General features: G+C 33.5%; 23 protein-coding genes. 15 read left to right on the forward strand and 8 right to left on the reverse strand.

Features of this window, described 5'->3' with window-relative positions; genetic code table 11:
• Positions 1 to 51 precede the first annotated feature (51 nt).
• Positions 52 to 2103: an HDIG domain-containing metalloprotein gene (locus HKP48_RS09735; RefSeq protein WP_296345305.1), complete on the forward strand. Its 2052-nt coding sequence runs from the start codon at positions 52 to 54 to the stop codon at positions 2101 to 2103.
• A gap of 51 nt (positions 2104 to 2154) precedes the next feature.
• Here the strand turns inward: HKP48_RS09735 and HKP48_RS09740 are convergent, their stop codons facing one another.
• Positions 2155 to 3330 (reverse strand): TlpA disulfide reductase family protein, encoded by a 1176-nt coding sequence (locus HKP48_RS09740; RefSeq protein WP_296345306.1) that lies wholly within the window; start codon positions 3328 to 3330, stop codon positions 2155 to 2157.
• A gap of 93 nt (positions 3331 to 3423) precedes the next feature.
• Here HKP48_RS09740 and mnmE point away from each other — a divergent pair, with 93 nt between their 5' ends.
• From mnmE to HKP48_RS09800, 12 genes are all read left to right on the forward strand, one after another.
• A complete protein-coding gene (mnmE, locus tag HKP48_RS09745; RefSeq protein WP_296345307.1) occupies positions 3424 to 4815 on the forward strand; it encodes a tRNA uridine-5-carboxymethylaminomethyl(34) synthesis GTPase MnmE in 1392 nt (463 codons plus the stop codon).
• 235 nt (positions 4816 to 5050) lie between these two features.
• Positions 5051 to 5605: a helix-turn-helix domain-containing protein gene (locus HKP48_RS09750; RefSeq protein WP_296345309.1), complete on the forward strand. Its 555-nt coding sequence runs from the start codon at positions 5051 to 5053 to the stop codon at positions 5603 to 5605.
• Between the two features lie 60 nt (positions 5606 to 5665).
• On the forward strand, positions 5666 to 6823 hold the full coding sequence (locus HKP48_RS09755) for a site-specific integrase (protein ID WP_296345311.1): 1158 nt from the start codon (positions 5666 to 5668) through the stop codon (positions 6821 to 6823).
• Positions 6824 to 6844: 21 nt separating this feature from the next.
• Positions 6845 to 7678 carry a hypothetical protein gene (locus HKP48_RS09760; protein ID WP_296345313.1) on the forward strand — a complete coding sequence of 278 codons (834 nt, stop codon included), beginning with the start codon at positions 6845 to 6847 and terminating at the stop codon, positions 7676 to 7678.
• Positions 7679 to 7738: 60 nt separating this feature from the next.
• Positions 7739 to 8089, forward strand: a complete 351-nt coding sequence (locus HKP48_RS09765) for a helix-turn-helix domain-containing protein (protein ID WP_296345315.1) — start codon at positions 7739 to 7741, stop codon at positions 8087 to 8089.
• Complete coding sequence (locus HKP48_RS09770) at positions 8089 to 8388, forward strand: hypothetical protein (protein WP_296345318.1); 300 nt, start codon at positions 8089 to 8091, stop codon at positions 8386 to 8388. Before HKP48_RS09765 ends, HKP48_RS09770 begins: the two co-directional genes overlap by 1 nt.
• 2 nt (positions 8389 to 8390) lie before the next feature.
• Complete coding sequence (locus tag HKP48_RS09775; protein ID WP_296345320.1) at positions 8391 to 9467, forward strand: AAA family ATPase; 1077 nt, start codon at positions 8391 to 8393, stop codon at positions 9465 to 9467.
• A gap of 71 nt (positions 9468 to 9538) precedes the next feature.
• Entirely contained in the window at positions 9539 to 10966 is a 1428-nt protein-coding gene (locus tag HKP48_RS09780) for a DUF6371 domain-containing protein (protein WP_296345322.1), read from the forward strand.
• Between the two features lies 1 nt (position 10967).
• Entirely contained in the window at positions 10968 to 11570 is a 603-nt protein-coding gene (locus HKP48_RS09785) for a hypothetical protein (protein ID WP_296345324.1), read from the forward strand.
• A gap of 76 nt (positions 11571 to 11646) precedes the next feature.
• Positions 11647 to 12006, forward strand: a complete 360-nt coding sequence (locus tag HKP48_RS09790) for a hypothetical protein (RefSeq protein WP_296345326.1) — start codon at positions 11647 to 11649, stop codon at positions 12004 to 12006.
• Between the two features lie 23 nt (positions 12007 to 12029).
• Positions 12030 to 12617: a hypothetical protein gene (locus tag HKP48_RS09795; protein WP_296345327.1), complete on the forward strand. Its 588-nt coding sequence runs from the start codon at positions 12030 to 12032 to the stop codon at positions 12615 to 12617.
• An 81-nt stretch (positions 12618 to 12698) separates the two neighbouring features.
• The gene (locus tag HKP48_RS09800; RefSeq protein WP_296345329.1) at positions 12699 to 13244 is read left to right on the forward strand and encodes a hypothetical protein; all 546 of its coding nucleotides are present in this window, start codon (positions 12699 to 12701) and stop codon (positions 13242 to 13244) included.
• Between the two features lie 816 nt (positions 13245 to 14060).
• On the opposite strand, the gene HKP48_RS09805 is transcribed toward HKP48_RS09800, so the two are convergent.
• The 7 genes from HKP48_RS09805 to HKP48_RS09835 form a co-directional block, all read right to left on the reverse strand.
• Positions 14061 to 15116: a proline iminopeptidase-family hydrolase gene (locus HKP48_RS09805; protein WP_296345331.1), complete on the reverse strand. Its 1056-nt coding sequence runs from the start codon at positions 15114 to 15116 to the stop codon at positions 14061 to 14063.
• 51 nt (positions 15117 to 15167) lie between these two features.
• Positions 15168 to 16286, reverse strand: a complete 1119-nt coding sequence (gene dnaN / locus HKP48_RS09810) for a DNA polymerase III subunit beta (protein ID WP_296345333.1) — start codon at positions 16284 to 16286, stop codon at positions 15168 to 15170.
• A 130-nt stretch (positions 16287 to 16416) separates the two neighbouring features.
• Positions 16417 to 18090, reverse strand: a complete 1674-nt coding sequence (gldG, locus tag HKP48_RS09815; protein ID WP_296345335.1) for a gliding motility-associated ABC transporter substrate-binding protein GldG — start codon at positions 18088 to 18090, stop codon at positions 16417 to 16419.
• Positions 18080 to 18571 (reverse strand): hypothetical protein, encoded by a 492-nt coding sequence (locus tag HKP48_RS09820; RefSeq protein WP_296345338.1) that lies wholly within the window; start codon positions 18569 to 18571, stop codon positions 18080 to 18082. Before HKP48_RS09820 ends, gldG begins: the two co-directional genes overlap by 11 nt.
• Before the next feature lies 1 nt (position 18572).
• Entirely contained in the window at positions 18573 to 19295 is a 723-nt protein-coding gene (gene gldF, locus HKP48_RS09825) for a gliding motility-associated ABC transporter permease subunit GldF (RefSeq protein ID WP_296345339.1), read from the reverse strand.
• Between the two features lie 25 nt (positions 19296 to 19320).
• Positions 19321 to 19617, reverse strand: coding sequence for an antibiotic biosynthesis monooxygenase family protein (locus tag HKP48_RS09830; RefSeq protein WP_296345347.1), 297 nt, complete (start codon positions 19615 to 19617; stop codon positions 19321 to 19323).
• A 1-nt stretch (position 19618) separates the two neighbouring features.
• The gene (locus tag HKP48_RS09835) at positions 19619 to 20455 is read right to left on the reverse strand and encodes an SAM-dependent chlorinase/fluorinase (protein WP_296345341.1); all 837 of its coding nucleotides are present in this window, start codon (positions 20453 to 20455) and stop codon (positions 19619 to 19621) included.
• 110 nt (positions 20456 to 20565) lie between these two features.
• Here HKP48_RS09835 and HKP48_RS09840 point away from each other — a divergent pair, with 110 nt between their 5' ends.
• Together HKP48_RS09840 and HKP48_RS09845 are read left to right on the forward strand one after the other, a co-directional pair.
• Positions 20566 to 21519, forward strand: a complete 954-nt coding sequence (locus HKP48_RS09840; protein ID WP_296345343.1) for a PhoH family protein — start codon at positions 20566 to 20568, stop codon at positions 21517 to 21519.
• A 35-nt stretch (positions 21520 to 21554) separates the two neighbouring features.
• Entirely contained in the window at positions 21555 to 22505 is a 951-nt protein-coding gene (locus HKP48_RS09845) for a phosphoribosylaminoimidazolesuccinocarboxamide synthase (RefSeq protein WP_296345345.1), read from the forward strand.
• Positions 22506 to 22838: the final 333 nt, after the last annotated feature.

The following is a 22838-nucleotide window of genomic DNA, read 5'->3' on the forward strand; positions in this document are numbered from 1 at the left end:
TGTTTCTTAAAGAGACTTCAAAATACATATATTTATTACATTTGATTGTATATGAATGAACTTGTAAATAAATGGTATCGCAATCATGCGTTAATCTATAAACTTCTACTCTTATTAGGAACTACTTTTTTTATAGTGTATTTGTTCCCAAAAACAGGCAAATTCAGATATTCTTTTGAAAAGGGAAAACCATGGCAGTCTGAAAATCTATATTCACCATTCGATTTTGCAATAAAAAAATCAGACGCACAAATTAAATCTGAAATTGAAGATGTTACCTCAAGGAGTGAAGTATATTTTGAAGTGGATTCTGCAGTAAAACGTGCAGCAATTGACAATTACCTCGAACGTTTTAATAGTGTATTTAAAGATTCGGTAATTGGTTTTGAGGATAAAAATGTATTGTATTCTAGAGGAAAAGTAGCTTTGTCAGAATTGTACAAGTATGGTGTACTTAACTCTATTTATAATTATGAAGATAGTAGACTGCTAACTTTGGTTGAAGATAATGCTCAAATTAATAAAGTTCAGTTTAAAGACTTAACTCAGCAAAGTGAAATTAGACCTTATTTAGAGAATTTATTGAGTAAAAACAGGCTTGAAACCTACAGAGAAGACTTTATATCGTTATTTTTCAATTTAATTCAGCCCAATGTTAGTTTTAATAATTCATTGACAGAAAAAGTTTTAGAAGAAAAACTATCTAATATTTCAAAGACTAGAGGAATTGTTTCCGAAGGCACCTTAATAATTTCAAAAGGACAGGTTATCGAAGATGAGCACTATAATATTCTTAATTCTTTAAAATCTGAATACGAGTCTCAGGTTTGGAGTTCTAACAGTTATAATTGGGTCATCGTAGCTTACACGCTATTAGTAGCTTTAGCGTTATTGATGCTGTTACTATTTTTAAGGAAATATAGAAATGATGTGTTTTTGAACAACACTAAGGTGACGTTTATTTTCTTCAATATTGTTGTGATGGTTGTTCTAACAACTATCATCATCAATTACAATTCGGAGTATCTTTATGTAGTCCCTTTGTGTATTTTGCCATTAGTATTAAAAGCTTTTTTCGATGCCCGTTTAGGTCTATTTACTCATGTATTAACAGTTCTGCTTTTAGGCTTTATAGTCCCCAATAGTTATGAGTATATGTTTTTACAGATAATAGCTGGTATCGTTACTATACTAACTATTTCCGAACTTTATAAACGTGCTAATCTATTTATTTCTGTTGGGCAAATCACACTTATATATATAATTGCATATTTCGCATTTTTTGTAATTCATGAGGGTCAGATTTCAACTATTAAATGGGAAACCTTTGGACTTTTTATTCTTGGAGGTTTAGCAACCTTATTTGTACAGCCATTGATATATATCTACGAAAAATTATTTGGACTAGTATCTGATGTATCATTATTAGAACTTTCAGATACAAACGCTAAGCTCCTCAAAGAACTATCAAATAAAGCGCCTGGTACATTTCATCACTCTTTAAATGTTGCAAACCTAGCAGAGGCTTCAGCAAACGAAATAGGAGCTAACTCTATGTTAGTTAGAGTAGGTGCTTTGTATCATGATATTGGGAAGATGAAGAATCCTACTTTTTTTACTGAAAATCAATCTACAGGAATTAATCCTCATGACGAGTTGTCTGCAAAAGAAAGTGCAGATATTATAGTTAATCATGTTTTAGATGGAATCGAAATTGCTAAAAAAAATAATCTTCCTGATCGCGTTATAGATTTCATTAGGACACACCATGGAACAAGTACTGTCTATTATTTTTACATGAAAGAAAAGGCTAATAATGAAGATACAAATGAAGATGATTTTTCGTATCAAGGTCCAAAACCATTCAGTAAAGAAACAGCTATATTAATGATGTGCGATAGCGTTGAGGCAGCTTCAAAAAGCTTGAAGTCTCCGACAACAACTAAGATTAATGCGTTTGTAGAAAACATAATCAATAAACAAGTTGAAATGGGACAGTTTCTGAACGCAGATATTACATTTAAAGATATTGAGGCAATCAAACGTGTTTTAAAATTGAAACTGGCTAATATTTACCATCTCAGGATTGAGTATCCAGAATAAAAAAAGCCAGTGAAAACATCACTGGCTCAAATAACTTTTAAGATTCAGAATCTAATCTAGTAATTCCGAAATCTTTTTTTCTAAAGCAGGACCTCTTAAATCTTTAGCAATAATTTTTCCTTTATCGTCTAATAAAAACATAGAAGGAATAGATCTTACATTATATAGCTTAGCGATTTCATCAAAATACCTTAAGTTAGAAACTTGATACCATGTTAGACTATCGCTCTGTATAGCTCTTGTCCAAGTTTCCTTAGCGTTTTGTTGGCCTCGACGACCATCTAAACCAACACCAATAATTTCCAATCCTTTGTCGTGATATTTTTCATAGACTTTAACAATATTAGGATTTTCTCTTCGACAAGGTCCACACCAAGCTGCCCAAAAATCTATCATAGTTATTTTGCCTTTTGAAACTACATCACTTAGTGCTAGGGTCTTACCATAAGGGTTTGGTGCTGAAAACTCTGGAGCAATTGCTCCTATTGCTGTTGTTTTTTCTGCTTCTTCACGTTTTTTTAAAGCGTCAATTCTATTTTTTATAAGTTTAGCTTCAGGAGTAAGCTTAAGTTTAGCATTTAAAGAATCATAAAGTTCCGAAACTGTATTTAAGTCTAAACTATTTCTTCGCAATTCAAGTTTGAAAATTTCAAGAGAAATGTAATCATCTTTGTGATTTTTGATAAAATCTAACCCCATATTAGCTGTCTTAATGGCGTTTTCTTTTATCGCTTTGTCATACTTTAAAATATTCTTATTGTCTTTATCAAGTTGTGCTTTTCTGTACTCTATTGATAGTTTCTTTGCTTCCTCTTTCATGACTCCCATAGAGGCTTCAAAGTCTTTTAAAAGTTGATTGGATTTTGAACCAAATATCTCTGATTTAATTAAATTACCATTATCAATTGTTAATTGTATTTCAGAATTCTCAATAACTAATGGTAATCTACCAGAAATACCATTAACACTTACATAATGTAATTTTGGGTAATCTACTTTGCCTTTAAATGTAAAAGACTCGTTCATCACTAAAGCTGTATCAATAGGGACGGGCATACCTCTTTCATTAGTTTCATTTAGATAAACCCTAATACCATTAAATACACCCTTTGCAGTGCCGTTAATAACATAGTCAGCTCTTTGCTCGTTTTTACAACCTAAGATGCTTAAACCTATAAAAGCAAGATAAATAAACTTCTTCATCATTTTTTTTTGTTGTTCTTCCACAAATATATAAAGTTAGGCTGAAGCGACTAATTACAAAGTGTAAATTATATCTTAAAAATGTAAAAGCATTACTTTTGTAATAAAGATGAGATTATGATTAATACAGACACTATAGTTGCTTTAGCAACAGCTTCTGGTAATGGTGCTATTGCTATAATTAGACTTTCTGGTGAAGATGCTATTACCTTAGTTAACAGTCACTTTAAGTCAATTAAATCTAGTAAGTCACTATCCAAGCAAAAGACACACACTATTCATTTAGGTCATATTATTGATGGAGAGAGAACCTTAGATGAAGTATTGGTTTCAATTTTTAAAAACCCAAACTCTTATACCGGCGAAAACGTCGTGGAAATTTCTTGTCATGGTTCTGTATATATTCAACAAGAGATTATTCAGCTTTTTTTAAGAAGTGGTTGTCGCATGGCTGATGCGGGTGAGTTTACTATGCGTGCTTTTTTAAATGGGAAATTAGATTTAAGTCAAGCTGAAGCAGTAGCAGATTTAATTGCTAGTGATAATGAAGCGTCTCATCAAATAGCAATGCAGCAAATGCGAGGTGGTTTCTCTTCAGAAATTGCAAATTTACGAGAAGAGTTGATGAATTTTGCTTCCTTAATTGAACTGGAATTAGATTTTGCTGAAGAGGATGTTGAATTTGCAGATAGACACCAGTTTAAGCAATTGATAGCGCGTATTAATTTTGTTTTAAAACGCCTCATAGATTCCTTTGCTGTTGGAAACGTTATTAAAAACGGAATTCCTGTAGCAATAGTTGGAGAACCCAACGTCGGTAAATCGACCTTATTAAATGCCTTACTTAATGAAGAACGTGCTATTGTGAGTGATATTGCCGGCACGACAAGAGATACAATTGAAGACGAAATTTCCATTGGAGGTATTGGTTTTAGGTTTATTGATACTGCCGGAATACGAGACACTAAAGACATTGTAGAAAGTATAGGTATTAAAAAGACATTTGAAAAAATTGAACAAGCCCAAGTAGTCATTTATCTATTTGATTCCCAACTCTCAATAAATAACGTAGAAAATGTAACAATTGAGATTGCAAAAATTCGAAATAAATATCCACAGAAACCTTTATTAGTTATAGCTAATAAAATAGATACATTATCTGATGATGATTTAGCCAAAATTTATTCCATAATTCCTGATGTAAAATTACTTTCGGCAAAAACAGGATTTGGAGTTGAACAGCTTAATAGGTCGCTTCTAAATTTAGTAAATACAGGAGCGCTAAGAAATAATGAAACTATCGTGACCAATACAAGACATTATGATGCTCTACTTAAGGCTCAAGAAGCCATACAAAAAGTGAATTACGCTTTAGATTCTGGTCTTTCAGGAGATTTAATGGCTATTGATATTCGTGATACATTATATCATTTTGGAGAGATTACTGGCGAAATTACTACGGATGATTTACTAGGAAATATTTTTGCTAATTTCTGTATCGGAAAGTAACCACCACAAAACAAACATTCAGAAAACATACTAAAAACTACTACTAAGCCCTTTTATTAGCGCTTTTTGTTTGCAGTAAAGATACTATTTACTATGTAATGTTATGCGTTTATTCGGTGCAAATTTGTACCTTTGTTGTACCTTTATGCAGTTGAGGTACAAAAAACGGGTTTAACCCTTTTTATTTTGCACTTAATTGCACTTAAATATACTTAATGACATTTAAAGCTATCAAATGAGCAGTAAAATTGAGGTACAACGTATTTGCCAGTATTGTGAACAGGAATTTACAGCCCGTACAACGGTAACTAAATACTGTTCCCATAAGTGCAGCCAAAGAGCATACAAAGCCCGTAAACGAGCCGAAAAGGTTAAGCAGTCAAATACAGAAACCACACAAATAAAAAACCAACCTATTGAGCAACTGAAAGCAAAAGAGTTTTTAACTGTTCGTGAAGTAGCCCAATTATTAAACTGTTCAGTACGTTCAGCATACTATTACATTGAAAGCGGTACTATTTCAGCCGTGAACTTGGGGCAAAGAATGACAAGGGTAAAGCGTTCTGAAATTGATAAACTGTTTCAAAGCAATAGCCAACCCCAAACAAAAGAAGTTGAACCCATACAATACGATATTAAAGACTGTTACACCTTAACAGAGGTGCAGGACAAATACAAGGTTTCTGAAAGTGCCGTACAGCAGTTAATCAAAAGAAACAACATACCCAAAATAAAAAAAGGTTGGTACGCTTATGTACCCAAACAGATTATTGATGAATTATTGACGTAAAAAAAAGTTTTTTTCAGCCGTTCACATTTTTCACGGTTTTCACAAATAGCATAAAAGACAATGGCAACAAAAGTAAGTTTAAGACAAAAGAAAATAAGCAAGGGGCGTAAAAGCCTGTACCTTGACTTTTACCCACCCATACCACACCCCGAAACAGGCGAACCCACACGCAGGGAGTTTTTAGGGCTTTATATTTATGAGAAAACTAAAATACCTATTGATAAACAGCACAATACTGAAACCTTGAAAATAGGCGAAAGCATACGCCAAAAGCGTGAAAACTTTTTAAACAAGCCTGAAATTTACAGCCAGTATGAAAAGGAACAATTAAGGTTAAAGGAATTAGGCGAACAATGTTTTATTGAATACTTCACTAAGTTAGCCAACAAACGTAAAGGCAGTAACCGTTTAAGTTGGGTTTCAGCACTCAAATACCTTGATACCTTTACAAATGGCAGTTTAAAGTTTGCCGACCTCAACCAAAAGTTTTTAGAGGACTTTAAAGAACACCTACTTACAACCAAAAGCAAAAGGAGTAACAAAACAACCCTTTCACAAAATTCAGCCGTTTCGTATTTCAATAAGGTTAAAGCTGCATTAAAACAAGCCTACACAGACGGTATTTTGCAATATGACCTAAACGCCAAAGTAAAGCCCATAAAAGCAGCCGAAACAAGGCGTCAATACTTAACCCTTGAAGAACTCAATAAACTTGTTAAAACTTCTTGTAATAATGTTCTGTTGAAACGTGCAGCCCTCTTTTCAGCACTTACAGGGTTGAGGTTTTCAGACATTAAAAAAATGACTTGGGGCGAACTGGAATACATAAGCGGGCAAGGGTATAGAATAAATTTTGACCAAAAGAAAACAAAAGGGGTTGAATACTATGATATTTCAGAACAAGCATACAGCTTTACAGAGGGTTCAGAAAACCCAAAGGATATGCCACAGGATAAACCCGTTTTTGATGGGCTTAAATATTCAGCCTATCATAACAAACACCTATTTCAATGGATTGGAGCAGCAGGAATAACTAAGGATATTACCTTTCATTGTTTCAGACATACGTTTGCCACCTTGCAACTGTTTAATGGCACGGACATTTACACTGTTTCCAAAATGTTAGGACATAAAGACCTGAAAACAACGCAGGTTTACGCCAAAATAGTTGACGAAGCCAAACGAACAGCAGCCAATAAAATTAAACTAGATATGTAACCACTTTAAGCATAAAAGACAATGAGAGATTATCTATTTACTGTAAATAAAGAAAATGCATTTGACCTACAAAAAAAATTTAACCTGAATGATTTTGATACGGATTATTTATATCGAAACTTTTGGCCAATAATAGTTTTGACGGATATTTCAACAAATGAATTTCAAAATTTACTATTGAAAGAAAAAAAAGCATTTATTTCTAAAAGAAAAAAATTTGTTTTTAAAATATTTAAAAGAGATTATTTGGATTATTTGATTTACGAATTAAATAATTATTTAGACAATATAAATAAAGGTAAAACTAAAGTATACGACAAAATTGACGAAACATATTTTCATTGGTTCAAATTGAAGTTAGATATTAAAAGCTACACATTACTGCTATCTAAAAAAGACATTACAGATTTAGAGATATATTTTATCGATTTATTGAATATTATTGAAGTGTTTATTTCAGAAAATGAAACCTTACCACCTCAACAAACCGAAAAGCCAAAGTCTGAACAGGAAGCCCCACAAACATTTGACGAACTCTTTTACAATATTGAGTTGGTGCAACCGTCTATTGATATTTTAAAGGAAATTGAACCGCCTTTAATTGATACCGATTACAATTACATAGGGAAGTTGAAAGGTATTATTTGCGTATGGATTGATGAACTACAAAGGCAGGGTATTGTAAAACATTATTCAGACAGAAAAATATTTGCTTCATTGATACCACAAAAAATAAAGCGGTTTTCTATTGATGAAAGTATGTTTGGTAAATACCAAAGTAAAGCCGAAAACAATTACAGAACAGATATTAAAACAAAAGTTTCTAAAATAAAACTTTCCCAAAATTCCCACTAAGGAAAGCAGGGAAAATTGAACCTATAAATAGCGGTTTGTTTGTATCAAAATTTATTTGATATGGACAAAACAGTATTTATTTCGTTGCCGATTGAGGACTTACAAACGGTAATTATTGATTGCGTTAATTCCTGTTTAAAAAACAATACACAGGAAAGCAAAACACCCACCGAACAGCCTGAACAACTATTAACTATTCAGGAAGCTGCACAATTTCTAAACCTTACAGTACCTACCATTTACAGCAAGGTAAGTAAAGGCGAATTACCCGTTATGAAAAGAAGCAAACGACTGTACTTTTCCAGCGTCGAACTTATGGAGTACCTCAAAGAGGGGCGTAAAAAGTCAAACGCTGAAATTGAGCAGGAAGCAAACGCCTATTTGTCTAACAATAGAAAAGGGTTGAAGTAATGGAAAGCACCAATAACAACAACCCTTTACATAAAAGACAGGGTAAAGATACGGACTTTAAAAGCCAACTGAAAACCATATTTCAGTATTTACAGGAACACATTGCCACAGCTTCAATGGTTTCGGCTGCAACTGGAATACCTCAAAAGAATATTTGCAGGTACAAACGTGATTTAGAAAAGGCAGGGCGACTTTGGGAAATTGAAAAGAGGCTATGTAAACAAACAGGCTTCAAAGTGTGGTACTTAACCACCAACCCCGAACAAGCCCCATTTAACAACCAATTAAACCTTTTCTGAATATGAAAGCAATAAAGATAAACCCACAGTTTGAGGACTTGCAGCCCATAACGGCAAAGGAAATAAACGACCATGTTCAGGACATTAAAAAAGAACTGGAAAATAAGAAGCAGGATAAAGGGCTTTTTAAAGTAAAGACAGCCAACGAATGGTTGGAACAAGCCAAAACAACCCCAATACCCGAAATGTTATTTGGCGAATTTTGGCACGAAAATGAAATATGTATTCTGTTTGCAGATAGTAATTTAGGAAAGTCAATTTTAGCCGTGCAAATAGCCGATAGCATAAGCAAAAGCGAACCAATAAGAGGGTTTAAACTCGAAGCAAAGAAACAACCAATTTTATACTTTGATTTTGAGCTTTCAGCCAAACAATTTGAAGTAAGATATTCTGTAAAAAGTGAAACCGAAAAAGTATTTGAAAATCATTATTCCTTTGATGATAATTTTAAACGAATAGAAATAAACCCCGAAGCAGAAATTCCAACGGAAACAACTTTTGAAAATTATCTTAATCAATCATTAGAGCAAAGCATAACCGAAACAGGGACTAAAATCTTAATCATTGACAATATTACATACCTCAAAAACGAAACAGAACGTTCAAAAGATGCTTTACCCTTAATGAAATATTTAAAGGCGTTAAAAAGCAAATACGGGCTTTCAATATTAGCACTTGCACACACACCAAAACGAGATTTGAGCCGACCAATTACCCAAAATGATTTAGGAGGCAGTAAGATGCTTTACAATTTTATAGACAGTTGTTTTGCTATTGGGCAAAGTAATACGGATAAAAGCATACGATACATAAAGCAGATAAAAGCACGTAATACAGCAATGATTTACGATACTGAAAACGTGATTGTATGCCAGCTTGATAAGCCGTACAATTTCCTTGCATTTGAATTTTTAGACTTTGGAGCAGAACGGGAACACTTAAAAAATATAACAGAAAAAGACCGTGAAAGCCTAATTGAACAAGCTAAGGAATTAAGCGAAAAAGGACATTCGCAAAGGAGTATTTCAAAGGAATTAAGTATTTCGCTTGGAGCAGTAAATAAATACCTAAAAATGTAAAAGCGTTCACACCGTTCACGATGTTCACACCTGAACACTATGAACACCGTGAACACTAAAACAGTAAAAGAATGAATACAAAACACAGATACATATTTGAAAAAGGAAGTAAAAAGCACCGTTGCCCGAATTGTGATAAAAAACGCTTTGTAAGGTACATTGATACGGAAACAGGCGAACACTTACCCGAACATTACGGACGTTGCGACCGTGAAATAAATTGCCCACAGCAGGAATATAACAACCCTTATTTAGACGGTTACGCAAAAGCTATTTGGGAGCAGGAACAAGGCAATAAAACAGACTGGAAGCCACAGCACCCAAAAAGAATAAAGAAGCCCGTAAACAAGCCCAAAAGGGTATTTATTCCCGTTGAGGTATTCAACCGTACCCGTACAGAATATGAGCAGAATACATTTATTCAAAACCTACTTACACGGGTTGCATTTCCTTTTGAAGTGCAGGACATTGAAAAGGTTATTTCATTATATCATTTGGGAACAGTACAAAACGGTTACAGAGCAGGGGCAAATACATTTCCTTTTATTGATGTTCAGTGTAATGTTAGAGCCGTTCAGGTAAAGCAGTTTGACGAACAGAACCACACCACAGGCACGGACTTTTTACACTCAATAATTGAAAAGCACCATACCCGAAACAACAAGCCGTTGCCTGAATGGTTGGAAGCCTATAATAAGAACGAAACAAAGGTTTCCTGTTTGTTTGGCGAACACCTTTTAAGTAAATATCCATACAACCCCATTGCGTTGGTTGAAGCCCCTAAAACGGCTATTTACGGCACGTTGTATTTTGGTTTCCCTGAACAGCCTACAAACTTACTTTGGTTGGCAGTTTACAATTTAAGCAGCTTAAACCTCAACAAATGCAAAGCGTTAAAAAGCAGAAACGTTTATTTGTTTCCCGACTTATCAAAAGACGGCAAAGCCTTTGAGTTATGGAGCAGCAAAGCCACCGAAATACAAAAACGTTTACAGGGTACATACTTTCACGTTTCGGACTTACTGGAACAGTTAGCCCCACAACAGGACAAAGAACAAGGCAAAGACATTGCAGACTATCTAATAAAACAGGATTGGCGACTATTCAGAAAGCAGGACATAAAAGAAGCACCACAGCCCGAACCTGAACCAGTTGAAACCTCAACCCGTGAAAAAAGTGAAGCCCTAAAAAAAACTTTTTTTTCGCAGCCTGAACCTAAACCCTTACCCAAAGTTGAGGTATTCCAACCTGAACCAATTATAAAGGAGCAGCCCGAAAACTGGGGCAATGATATTGCAGAACTTGAAACCTACTTTTCAGGTATTAAACTACCAACCCAACCCGTAAAGCTGAACAAATGCAGCACAATAACGGATTGTTCCCTATTCATTGAAAGCCACTTTGCGACCGTGAAAGGAAACAACGGGAACAGAACCTTTTTACCGTACCTGAACAGATTGCAGGAACTCAAACAAGTATTAACAACAAAATTTAATTAATATGAATACAAAACAAGTACAGGCACTTGAAAGCTACTTTAAAACAGAAAACGAACATTGGAACGGTTACGCCTTTGAAATGATTTGTGAAGTATTACAAAAGGGAAATTTTGAAAACCCTGAAACACCCTTAAAGCTATTCAGCCAGTCTATTGACATTTTTACAGAACACTTTGAAACACCCCTAAAAGCGGTACAGTTATTTGAGGCTGAAACGGACAAACAGAAAATTGACACCATCCAAAAGCTATTTGTATTTGAATGGGTTTTGAAGTATGTAAAGTATTCAGAATTTGAAAAGGCAGATACAGACGAAATAAAAGACCTTTTGAAAAGCCAAACAGAACGGCTTAAAGTTGAGGTAAACAAACAGCCTGAATACAATAAACCGTTGGTTGGCAGTATTCGAGATACGCTAAAAGATTTAATGCAAAAAGAACTTGAACAGTTACCCGAAACACTCAAAGACCTTGAACCAGTACAGCGTTTAAACGTCCTATGTAAGTTAATACCCTATGTTTTACCAAAGGTTGAAGCGGTACATTCAGAAAAGGGCGAACCCGAAACAGTAAACAAAACCACGTTTTCAGGTTATCAATGGTAAGTAATGTTCTTTAATTATTTAGGTTTCATTTTAAGGAAAATAAGTAAATTTGTAAAAACTAAACTATTTTTAAATAATGAAAAATTTAATTATTCTTCTCATTTTTTTATTTCCTGCAATACTATTGAGCCAAAATTTTAATTATAAAGGCAAAGGTGCATTAATAAATGCTGTTAACGGCAACATTGTAGAAGATGTTAATAGGACGTACTGGACAATTAAAAATGATACAATTAAACAATATTTAAACAAAAAAAGAACTAAACTATTCGAAACAAATATTTTAGGTATTTCAGAAAATGATGATTGGAAAATAAAATGGACTTTGAAAACAGTTAATGAAAAAAAAGGAGAATTTCATTTAATAAAACAGGGAATAGATAAATTTACTGAAAAGAGTTATAAAACAGTTTACTATCTTTTTAGAGAAGAATAACTTTTAATTGAAAATAGAATGCTTTGCCAAAGCCCCATACATTCCCAACCCTATACAATGAAGCGTTACAAATAAGTATTACAAAGCTAAAAGAATGGGATTACCTTAGCCCTGAGCAAATTAAAAGCGGTACATTAACTTGGAGCAGGAACGGAAACGAAACAGGCAGTATTTCAATAAAGGTAAACACCCACAGCGAACAACCTTACATTGAACTGGATTACAAATACAGAGATGAACTCCGAAACTATAAAGTAAGTTTGGTTTCTATGCCGTCCAATTTAGGTAAGGGGCTTATTTGGTATTTCCTTTGTCCTCAAACAAAAAAGCGTTGTCGTAAACTGTATTCAATAGGCGGTTACTTTTTACACCGTGAAGCATTCAACGGTTGCATGTACGAAACACAAACCCAAAGTAAGAAGTACAGGCAACTGGATAAAACATTAGGGGCGTACTTCAAAACAGATGACCTTTACAGCCAATTATACCAAAAGCACTTTAAAAAGACCTATGCAGGAAAGCCCACCAAAAAGTATTTGCGAATAATGGAGCAGATACATAAAGCTGAAAGCATACCATACCAAGAAATTGAACGTGAAATGTTAAGTTGAAGTATTTTGTGTAATGATTTTCTTTAATTTCTTAAATATTGGTTATTTTTAGCTCTTAATTTTCTCATTAAAAAAAACATTATGAAAAACTCACTTTTAACCCTATTTCTTTTTTCTTGTACATTTATTTACTCACAAACTTTGACATTTGATGAAGTCTCAAAAGCAGAAAAAAAGAAAGAAATAAAATCGAAGTTTTCTGAGTATAAAGCAGAAAATGGAGAGGTTTTTAAGGTGGGCGAATCCATTACGATTGGTTCACCGTCATCTAATTCAGAAAATTATCAATTCATCATTGAAACTGATGGATGGACATCTTCACAAAGAGCAGGTTTAGGAGCAAGGGACTATAATGCTGAAATTATAAAATTTAAAATTACAGGAACAAAAAGAGCAGGTTATGAGGTAATGGCCGTTTGCAAAACAAAAGGAGGAGTTTTTCGTTATTGGATTAATATCGAAAGTGCTATAAAAAATGGTGAAATAATAACATCACAATTAAGTAGGGCAGAAGCTATAACCAAACTTAAAGAGGCTAAGGATTTGTTAGACTTGGAAATGATGACGCAAGAAGAGTATGATAAATTAAAAAAGGAATTAGAACCGATTATACGAGGTAAGAATTAGTATCTGTAAATAACATCAATGAAAAGCCCTTTAAGGGGCTTTTTTAATGCGTTAATGTACCTTATTTGTACCCTAAAAACTTAAATTGTTGATATTCAATATGAATTACTTTTTGTATCGGAAAGTAGTTATCTTTCCCTTATTTGTTAACTGCCTATTATTGTTGAGTTTACACACTTAGTTTCTTCTCTTGTTTGTTGCCAAACTGCTCTTATTTGAGTATATTTGTTGCCTAGTTGTTGCTCAAACAACAAATTTGTTGCCCAAAGGCACAAATTGAAAGGTGCTGGTGAAATGATGCACCAATCAGCACCACCGAGCAACATCAGGCACTAATAAGCACCAAATGAGTAGTAATATTAAAATTCCGAAATTCTGCCAATATTGTGGTCAGGCATTTGTTGCCAGAACCACCACTACAAGGTATTGCTAAAAACTTGTAATTCAGAAAACTACAAACAAATTAAGCGAGAAAAAAATTACAAGCTACTCTAAAAGAACAAATCAAGAATGCAACTTCTGCAAATTCCGAAAACCTGAAAAGTCTGCAAAGCTTGTCAATTTAAACAAGCAATATTATCAATCTAAGAGATAGAGAATTTTATGCGTTAAAGAAGCTGCCACATTTTTAGGTACAAGCCGTTAGACTATTCAACGCATGATTAAAAGAGAATATTATAACTTGCAAGAAGAAACACTATCTTTTGCTAAATACTTAAAGGACTATTAACAAAAATAATCTCTGAAATCCGATGGAATCATAATTCTAAATATTTATACTAAGATAACACATATTTATTTTAGAACTCAGCTAATTTAATTAATGTCTTCAGAGTCTACGCGCTTTATAAAGTCTATTAATCCTTTAAAAAACACTTTTTGATCATCATATTGTGACAAGTGACTGCCGTTTGGACAATGAAGATAAGTACCATTCTGCACTTCTTGAGACATCCATTCCATATGTTTTGGATCCATAGTATCGAATTGAGCTCCAATAGTTAGTGTAGGAACTTCTATTTCTTTTAGTCTATCTCTAACATCCCATTTTTTTAATCTAGCATCTCCTTTTATTCCAAATTCACTTGGACCTTGCATTGTAACATATACATCAGGATTAAGATGATTAAAACCTCTGTTGATAGAATTTGGCCATTTTGACACAGGCATTCTAATGACATGGGCTGTGTAGTAGTGCTCAACAATTAAATCTAAATAACGCTGATTAGTATAGTCTTCATTATTTTCATAACTCATAATCTCATTTAATACATCCTTTGGTAATTGAGGAGCTAAAACTTCATCAGAATATTTTTGATATTCTGGAATAGAGGAAACCATATTTGATATAATTAAACCTTTAAGGTGCTCTTGGTATTTTAAAGCATATTCCAAACCAAGAATGCCACCCCAAGACTGGCCAAATAGGTAAAAGTTATTTTTATTTAATCCTAGAGCCTGTCTTACCTGCTCTACTTCTTCAACAAATCTATCTAATTCCCATAAAGATAAATCTTTAGGTTGATCGCTGTAATACGATCCAAGTTGGTCATAATAATAGAATTCAATACCTTCTTGTGGAAAATACCCTGAAAAGCTCTCGTATATCTCGTGTGTCATTCCCGGTCCTCCATGTAGTAAAAGCACTTTCATTTTAGGATTGCTCCCAATACGTTTAGTCCAAACTTTAAACTCTCCTTTCGGTGTCGTTATAGGAATCATTTTTATACCACCAGTAAACTGGTCTCCGTGAGGTTCAGGGTTATGATATTCTTTGACAGTTAATTCATTGCATTCCGTTTCTTTAACTTCAGTTTTACATGAAAACGATAAGAGCAAGACTAATACATAGAAATAGTTTTTTGTATTCATGGTCATGGTATTTATATTAAAAGGCTCACAATCTGTGAGCCTTTTAATTTCTTAGCTATTAAGCATAACTGGCATCACCAGCATCGTCACATGCTCACCATCGTCTAATCCATCTGTTGGTGTTAAAATACCAGCGCGATTTGGTAAGCTCATTTCTAATTGAACGTTATCTGCATTGAGATTATTAATCATTTCGGTTAAGAAACGTGAGTTAAAACCAATTTGCATATCGTCACCTTGGTAATCACAGCTTAAACGTTCTTCAGCTTTGTTGCTGTAATCAATATCTTCGGCAGAAATATTTAATTCTGCTCCAGCAATTTTAAGTCTAATTTGGTGTGTTGTTTTGTTAGAGAAAATGCTAACACGACGTACAGAATTTAAAAATTGTGTACGGTCAATAACTAGTTTATTAGGATTCTCTTTCGGAATTACCGCTTCGTAATTAGGATATTTTCCATCGATTAGGCGACAAACTAATTCTGTATTATTAAAAGTAAATTTAGCATTAGAATCATTATATTCGATTGTAAGTGCTTCTTCACTTCCAGCTAAAATTCCTTTTAAAAGATTTAAAGGTTTTTTAGGCATTATGAATTCTGCAACAGTGTCTGCCGATACATCTTCACGGGTATATTTTACTAGTTTATGTGCATCAGTAGCAACAAAAGTTAAATTATCCTGTGAAAACTGAAAGAAAACACCACTCATTACTGGACGTAAATCATCGTTACCAGCAGCAAAAATAGTTTTGCTAATTGCAGTGGCTAGAATATCACTTTCAATCTTAGTTGTGCTTGGATTGTCCAAAGCAACTGCTTTAGGGAATTCTGCACCATCAGCATAAGCTAAGGCATACTTTCCATGGTTGGAGCTAATTTCAACCGTATTGTTTTCTTCAACAACAAAGGTTAATGGTTGCTCAGGAAATGTTTTTAAAGTCTCTAAAAGTAAACGTGCAGGTAATGCAATGCTACCTTCAGAATCACTTTCGACTTCAACTCTGGATGACATGGTTGTTTCCAAATCACTTGCCGAAACGGTTAGGCTCGACTGATTTAATTCAAACAAGAAATTATCTAAGATAGGTAATGTGTTGCTACTGTTAATTACACCTCCTAAAACCTGAAGTTGCTTTAATAAATAGGTACTTGATACTATAAATTTCATAGGATATTATTCCGAATTTTTGACTTTCTATATTACTTACAAATATATCGTAATCACTTGTTTTAAAGAAACAAACTTATTAACAAAAATTAGATTGAAAACAGTGACTTTTTAGTTGTAAATTGAATTATTATTTAGCGTATTTACGTTTTCTAATAAAGTTGAAAGCTATACCAAAAATAGCTAAGAGTAACAATGGTAAGGCCAAATTAATAAATTGCCATGTCCCTTTTTGTTCTTCAATTTTTTCAGAATCTAAAAAGGCAATCTCAACTGATTTGGCTCTAATGTTTATAAGTCCCGTATCGTCCAATAGATAGTTTACCGTATTTAGTAAAAACTCCTTATTACCGAAGGTTCTTCCTGTGATACGCTCAAAACCTAGTTGCACGGGCCGGTTTCGCCAGACTTCGTTTTTAATGACTTCTCCATCCGAAATCACAACCATTTTTGTTGGTTTACTAGTTTCAATAAAATTGTCAATTTCAAATGGAAGAATACGGTTTTTATAAACAGAATTAAATTCGCCTTCTAACAACACCGCTAAATTCTGCTTACCTTGATTGTAGTTTTCTTCATCTGGAGCTTTAGTTACAGATGCTAAAGAGATGTTCTGTAAAGGGCTTTCAAGTTTCGTTCGCTCTGATGATTGTAATAATAGGGTCTTTTTAATTGAATTCTTTAAAGTATCTATCTGGCTTGCAAAATCGAACTTTACCAAATCAATATTATCACTAATCGGGTTTTTTTCTGATGCTTTTGCTAAAGGCGAATATTGCCATTGTACAGGCTGAAACTGCCTGTTGTTGCCTTCGCCTATGGCTAATGGAATAGGTGCAGAGTATAAGTCTTTAACCAAGTTTTGATTGATACGTACACCATATTGAAAAAAGAAATCTGTAAGATTTAGTTCTTTACCAATGCTAACAGATGTTCCTGCTTCGTTATACAAACTGTCTTTATCCATAGAAATAGCTTCGGTTAACCAAAGGCTTTTTCCACCAGACATTGTGTATTGGTCGAGCACTAATTTTTCATTCTCGGTAAAGGCTTCATTAGGCTTTGCTGAAATAATTAAATCATAATTCTTTAGCTTCTTTAAAGTTGAAATTGGATTCGTAGCAACCGAATCTAAAGTAAATTGGGCGAGATTATAGTATGGTTTTATAGTTTGGAGAAAATCCGCAATATAAATATCTGATAGTTGTCCGTTACCTTTTAAAACAGCAACCGTCTTAGACTTTTCTTTGGTCAATTGCTCAAACGCATCTGCAAAATTATATTCCAATTGCTGTACGGAATTAGAGACTTGAGTTTGTAAATCTTCAGTAATACTTTTTTTGAAAAGTGGAATTTTTACAGTTTTACCTTTATAGCTTGCAAAACCCCAAGGAAATAATAATTCTTGCGTTACCTTACCACTTACTTTTTTGCTATTGATATAAGGTTCTAAACCTGTTTTGGTTAATTCTTTTATAATGTTATCTCTATTGGCTTCATCTGCCAAAGGGTCTATATAATTGACTTTAATTAGTGGATTTATAGTTTGAAACTCTTCAATAAGTTGTTTGGTTTCAGTCTGAAGTAATTTAAATTCCGAAGGTAAATCACCTTCTAAAAAAATATCTATAATTAATGGAGAATCTGCTGGGTCTATTATATCTGTTGTAGTTTCCGAAAGGGTATAACGATTATCTTTTGTTAAATCGAAGCGCTTGTGAAAATTATTGCCAATAACATTGACAATAATGACGATTACTAATGCCGAAACAATATAAATTATTTTTGATTTACTATTCTTCATCGAAAATTATAGGTTCTGTGTAAACTCTTAATTTGTTTAATGTGTTATTTGTAAATGTAATTTCTATATTGGTTTTTTCATCTGTAAAAGCGCCAGGTTTAATACCAAGTCCGTAATTCCATTTGTTAGTATCGTGAGTTTTTTTAGTATCGTTCCAAGTGAGCCACTCGGCTTTACCTAATAAAGATTCAACTTCAATTTTAGATTTCCCTTTTAATGTATCAGATTCTATTGTGAAATCTATCATTTCATAGCGAAGTGCAGGTTTTTCTGTCCAAGCTTGCGCATCAAAATATTTTTGATGGTGGTAATTGCTTACAATATTTATAAAAGGATACGCCATATAGAAATACACGAATGGCGTTAGTACCAAACTGATTATTACTGTCAGCCATTTGCGCTTATCAACCGTGTTTAAAAACAGAAATAGCAGAATAAACACGACTACCATAAACATGACCAAAAGTGGTGTAATAATCATATTACTTATTTTTAATATTTAACTTAGTTAATACTATAAAAAATGCAGCAAGACTCATAAAATATAATAAATCTCGAGTATCGATAACACCACGACTGATACTTTTATAATGTGATGACATTCCAAAATTTTCAAGATTAAAACCAGAGCCAAAAAGATTATAACTCGTAATACCGTCAAAACCAAAATAGAATATGAAACAGATAAAAATCGCCACTATAAAAGCCACAATTTGATTATCTGTTAAACTCGACGCAAACACACCAATTGCAGTGTAAGAAGCCACTAAAAAGAGCAAACCAATGTAGGAGCCAAGCGTACTTCCGATATCTAGATTACCTTCAGGGTTTCCTAATTTATGTACGGTGTAGACGTAAAGTAATGTTGGAATTAGTGCAATAATTATAAGTATAAATGCTCCGAAGTATTTTCCTAAAACAATTTGTAAATGCGAAATGGGTTTGGTGACTAAAAGTTCTAAAGTACCTTGTTTCTTTTCATCACTAAAACTTCGCATAGTTACCGCCGGAACAAGGAAAATCAATATCCAAGGTGCTAGCAAAAAGAAAGAAGACAAATCTGCATAACCATTATTTAGTATATTAAAATCACCAGTAAACACCCATAAAAACAAACCATTGAGCACCAAAAACACGGCAATAACTAAATAGCCGATTGGCGATGCGAAGAAGATGTTAATCTCTTTTTTTAATATAGCTAGCATGGCTTAGTATTAAATATATTTCTTTTTACTTTAGCGAAGCAAGTTTATCTACACTCCAAGCTTCAGGTTTTGCATTAAACAGAGGTTTCGTTTTAGACCAAATTGCTTTAAATAAATCGGAATGTCTGTAATTATTCAAATCCGATTCAGAATTCCAATAACTATACGTAAAAAACACATTTGTATTGTATTGATCTCTGTACAATTCTAAAAAGTCACAACCTTCAAACCCACGAATTTTTGCTTTATTTGCATCAAAATTAGATAAAAATTCATCTACTTTTTGGTGTTTAAAACTCATTTTTACAATCCTTACCAACATTTTAAACTTTTTCAAAGGTTACGGTTACTGTATCCATAGCCATCAATCCCATAAGTGTTGATGCGCTACCAACAGTACTACAATTACTCTTGTAGACAGCGATTTCAAGATAATGGGAGGCATTAAAAACAACTAAAGCTTTTCCTTCATCATTACGTTTGTCTTCCGGTATATCGTAGTTAATGATTTCGTTATAGCGGTCATGTACTTTTTTAAACTTATAATTTCTGGCAGCTATCTCGTAATTTCTTGTTTTCTGTATATTCTCAAAAACTTTACGCTTAATATTGGTTATGACGTTACCATAATTATCTATATGAATTACGGTACCTATAATTTGTGTTTTCTCGTCATTAACAAAAGGGACTAAATACTTAATTGGTTTTATATTGTTAATAACTTTTCCAATCACTTCTAGTGTTCCGCCACGTGCTATATGGCAGGCAACTTTTACAAAAACATCCAAAACAGGGAAGCTTGTTTGTATTTTATCGTGAATATTAATCTCCACAATCTTCTCTGGTGCAATATCTTGGCAAATCATACTCATAATACCATTATTAGCACAGATAAAATAATGGTCGTCTAACTTCACTGCAATATGCTTATTCTCTGGGCTAAGCTCAGAATCTATACCTATAATATGTATGGTTCCTTTAGGAAAACTACTGTAGGCATTTTGTATGGTGTATGCCGCTTCAATGATATTAAATGGCGAAATAGAGTGTGAAATATCAACGATTTTAACATCCGAAAGCTCACTATAAATAGCACCTTTAACCGCTCCAGCAAAGTGGTCTTTTTCTCCAAAATCAGTGGTTAAAGTTATTATTGGCATTCGTAGATTGTTAATATTTTTTTAACCAATCGAGGGATAAAATTATTAGATTTGTTTCAGCACAAAGCTAACAAAATTGAACATATTTATTTATTAAATCTAAGTTGCTTTTGAACGAACTTATCCTTGAACTTGAAGAAATTTCTCCAAAAGAATTTTTTGGTGCTCAAAATGCGAATATTACCTTATTAAAAAAGTACTTTCCAAAATTAAAAATCGTTGCTCGTGGCAATAGTATTAAAGCCTATGGTGATGAAGAACTCCTTGATGAGTTTGACCGTCGTATGACGATGCTGATGAATCATTTTGGCAAATACAACAAACTCGATGAAAATGTTATTGAGCGCGTACTAACAAGTCATACGAGTGACGATTACAATACATCTGCACAAAGTGGCGAAGTCATTGTACATGGTGTAGGCGGAAAGTTGATAAAAGCCCAAACAGCTAATCAACGTAAATTGGTAGAAAGCATGCGTAAAAATGATATGGTTTTTGCTATTGGACCAGCCGGAACAGGAAAAACCTACACCGGCGTAGCTTTGGCTGTTCAAGCTTTAAAGAGTAAACAAGTTAAACGAATTATACTAACGCGTCCTGCGGTTGAAGCTGGTGAGAATCTTGGGTTTTTACCTGGGGATTTAAAAGAAAAACTAGACCCATATATGCAGCCGTTGTACGATGCATTACGTGATATGATACCTGCAGAAAAGTTAGCGAGTTATATTGAAAAGGGAACAATACAAATTGCACCCCTAGCCTTTATGCGTGGTAGAACTTTGGACAATGCTTTTGTTATATTGGATGAAGGTCAGAATACGACGCACAACCAAATGAAGATGTTCTTAACCCGCATGGGTAAAAATGCTAAGTTTTTACTTACTGGTGACCCTGGGCAAGTCGATTTACCAAGGCGTACCATTTCTGGTCTAAAAGAAGCACTTTTAGTACTTAAAAATGTAGAAGGTATCGGAATGATTTACCTTGATGATAAAGATGTTATCCGACATAAACTAGTGAAGAAAGTGATTTCAGCTTATAAAGAAATCGAGAACCGCGATTAATAAATTAATAACACATAATAAACTCATCCAGTAAAATGAGTAATACAATCACAGATACCAATTTTAATTTTCCAAACCAAAAAAGCGTTTATAAAGGAAAAGTAAGAGAAGTCTACAACATCAATGATGACCAATTGGTTATGGTGGCTACAGACCGTTTATCGGCCTTTGATGTTGTTATGCCAAAAGGTATACCCTATAAAGGACAAATCTTAAATCAGATAGCTACTCAAATGATGAAGGATACTGAAGACTTAGTTCCAAATTGGTTAGAAGCAACGCCAGACCCAAATGTAGCTGTTGGGCATTTATGCGAACCTTTTAAGGTAGAAATGGTTATCCGTGGTTATATGTCTGGTCATGCTGCACGAGAATATAAAGCAGGTAAACGCATACTTTGTGGTGTTGCTATGCCTGAAGGAATGAAAGAGAACGATAAATTTCCTAACCCAATAATTACTCCAGCAACTAAAGCCGAAATGGGAGATCATGATGAAGATATTTCGAGAGAAGATATTTTAGAGCGTGGCATTGTTTCCGAAGAAGATTATGTAGTTTTAGAAGATTACACGAGAAAATTGTTTCAACGAGGAACAGAAATAGCAGCAAAGCGAGGTCTAATTCTTGTTGACACGAAGTACGAATTCGGAAAAACCAAAGACGGAAAAATTGTTTTAATTGACGAAATACATACTCCAGATTCTTCACGTTATTTCTACGCTGATGGTTATAAAGAACGCCAAGCAAAAGGTGAAGCACAAAAGCAACTGTCAAAGGAGTTTGTAAGACAATGGTTAATTTCAAATAATTTTCAGGGTCTGGAAGGGCAAACCGTTCCATTTATGAGTGACGACTATATTGAAACTGTTAGCGAACGCTATATTGAGCTTTATGAAAACATTACAGGCAATACTTTTGTGAAAGCAGATGTTTCTGATATTCAAAAACGTATTGAAAGGAATGTGTTAGCATATCTTAAGCAATAGCTAATAATTGGCTAATTCATGTACTTATTTATGTATTTTTACAAATACATAATCTATTACTAATGCGAATCAAGGGTTGGTAAATAGATAAAAAAACAAGCTTAATTCATTGAAAAACAACGTCTTAAAATTGTTTAAGTTATTGATTTTCAGTATCTTAATAGTCGATTTCAACAAGATTATTTTGGATACAAATAGCAATAACAAGGATTACAAGTTAGTAAAAATTTATGATTATGTCTGTGAAAAATTTGAAACACATTTACAATTTGAGTGTGAGAGATTCAGTAATAATAATAAGCCAAAGTTAACTGACCAAGAAATTATAACCAT

The sequence above is a fragment of the Winogradskyella sp. genome, from assembly GCF_013042245.1.
Taxonomy (GTDB): Bacteria; Bacteroidota; Bacteroidia; order Flavobacteriales; family Flavobacteriaceae; genus Winogradskyella.

What these genes read in the sequence shown, in the direction of transcription:
- HKP48_RS09735 (WP_296345305.1), top strand. Translation starts at nt 52, where the DNA reads ATGAATGAACTTGTAAATAAATGGTATCGCAATCATGCGTTAATCTAT.
- mnmE (WP_296345307.1), top strand. Translation starts at nt 3,424, where the DNA reads ATGATTAATACAGACACTATAGTTGCTTTAGCAACAGCTTCTGGTAAT.
- HKP48_RS09750 (WP_296345309.1), top strand. Translation starts at nt 5,051, where the DNA reads ATGAGCAGTAAAATTGAGGTACAACGTATTTGCCAGTATTGTGAACAG.
- HKP48_RS09755 (WP_296345311.1), top strand. Translation starts at nt 5,666, where the DNA reads ATGGCAACAAAAGTAAGTTTAAGACAAAAGAAAATAAGCAAGGGGCGT.
- HKP48_RS09760 (WP_296345313.1), top strand. Translation starts at nt 6,845, where the DNA reads ATGAGAGATTATCTATTTACTGTAAATAAAGAAAATGCATTTGACCTA.
- HKP48_RS09765 (WP_296345315.1), top strand. Translation starts at nt 7,739, where the DNA reads ATGGACAAAACAGTATTTATTTCGTTGCCGATTGAGGACTTACAAACG.
- HKP48_RS09770 (WP_296345318.1), top strand. Translation starts at nt 8,089, where the DNA reads ATGGAAAGCACCAATAACAACAACCCTTTACATAAAAGACAGGGTAAA.
- HKP48_RS09775 (WP_296345320.1), top strand. Translation starts at nt 8,391, where the DNA reads ATGAAAGCAATAAAGATAAACCCACAGTTTGAGGACTTGCAGCCCATA.
- HKP48_RS09780 (WP_296345322.1), top strand. Translation starts at nt 9,539, where the DNA reads ATGAATACAAAACACAGATACATATTTGAAAAAGGAAGTAAAAAGCAC.
- HKP48_RS09785 (WP_296345324.1), top strand. Translation starts at nt 10,968, where the DNA reads ATGAATACAAAACAAGTACAGGCACTTGAAAGCTACTTTAAAACAGAA.
- HKP48_RS09790 (WP_296345326.1), top strand. Translation starts at nt 11,647, where the DNA reads ATGAAAAATTTAATTATTCTTCTCATTTTTTTATTTCCTGCAATACTA.
- HKP48_RS09800 (WP_296345329.1), top strand. Translation starts at nt 12,699, where the DNA reads ATGAAAAACTCACTTTTAACCCTATTTCTTTTTTCTTGTACATTTATT.
- HKP48_RS09805 (WP_296345331.1), bottom strand. Translation starts at nt 15,116, where the DNA reads ATGAATACAAAAAACTATTTCTATGTATTAGTCTTGCTCTTATCGTTT.
- dnaN (WP_296345333.1), bottom strand. Translation starts at nt 16,286, where the DNA reads ATGAAATTTATAGTATCAAGTACCTATTTATTAAAGCAACTTCAGGTT.
- gldG (WP_296345335.1), bottom strand. Translation starts at nt 18,090, where the DNA reads ATGAAGAATAGTAAATCAAAAATAATTTATATTGTTTCGGCATTAGTA.
- HKP48_RS09820 (WP_296345338.1), bottom strand. Translation starts at nt 18,571, where the DNA reads ATGATTATTACACCACTTTTGGTCATGTTTATGGTAGTCGTGTTTATT.
- gldF (WP_296345339.1), bottom strand. Translation starts at nt 19,295, where the DNA reads ATGCTAGCTATATTAAAAAAAGAGATTAACATCTTCTTCGCATCGCCA.
- HKP48_RS09830 (WP_296345347.1), bottom strand. Translation starts at nt 19,617, where the DNA reads ATGTTGGTAAGGATTGTAAAAATGAGTTTTAAACACCAAAAAGTAGAT.
- HKP48_RS09835 (WP_296345341.1), bottom strand. Translation starts at nt 20,455, where the DNA reads ATGCCAATAATAACTTTAACCACTGATTTTGGAGAAAAAGACCACTTT.
- HKP48_RS09845 (WP_296345345.1), top strand. Translation starts at nt 21,555, where the DNA reads ATGAGTAATACAATCACAGATACCAATTTTAATTTTCCAAACCAAAAA.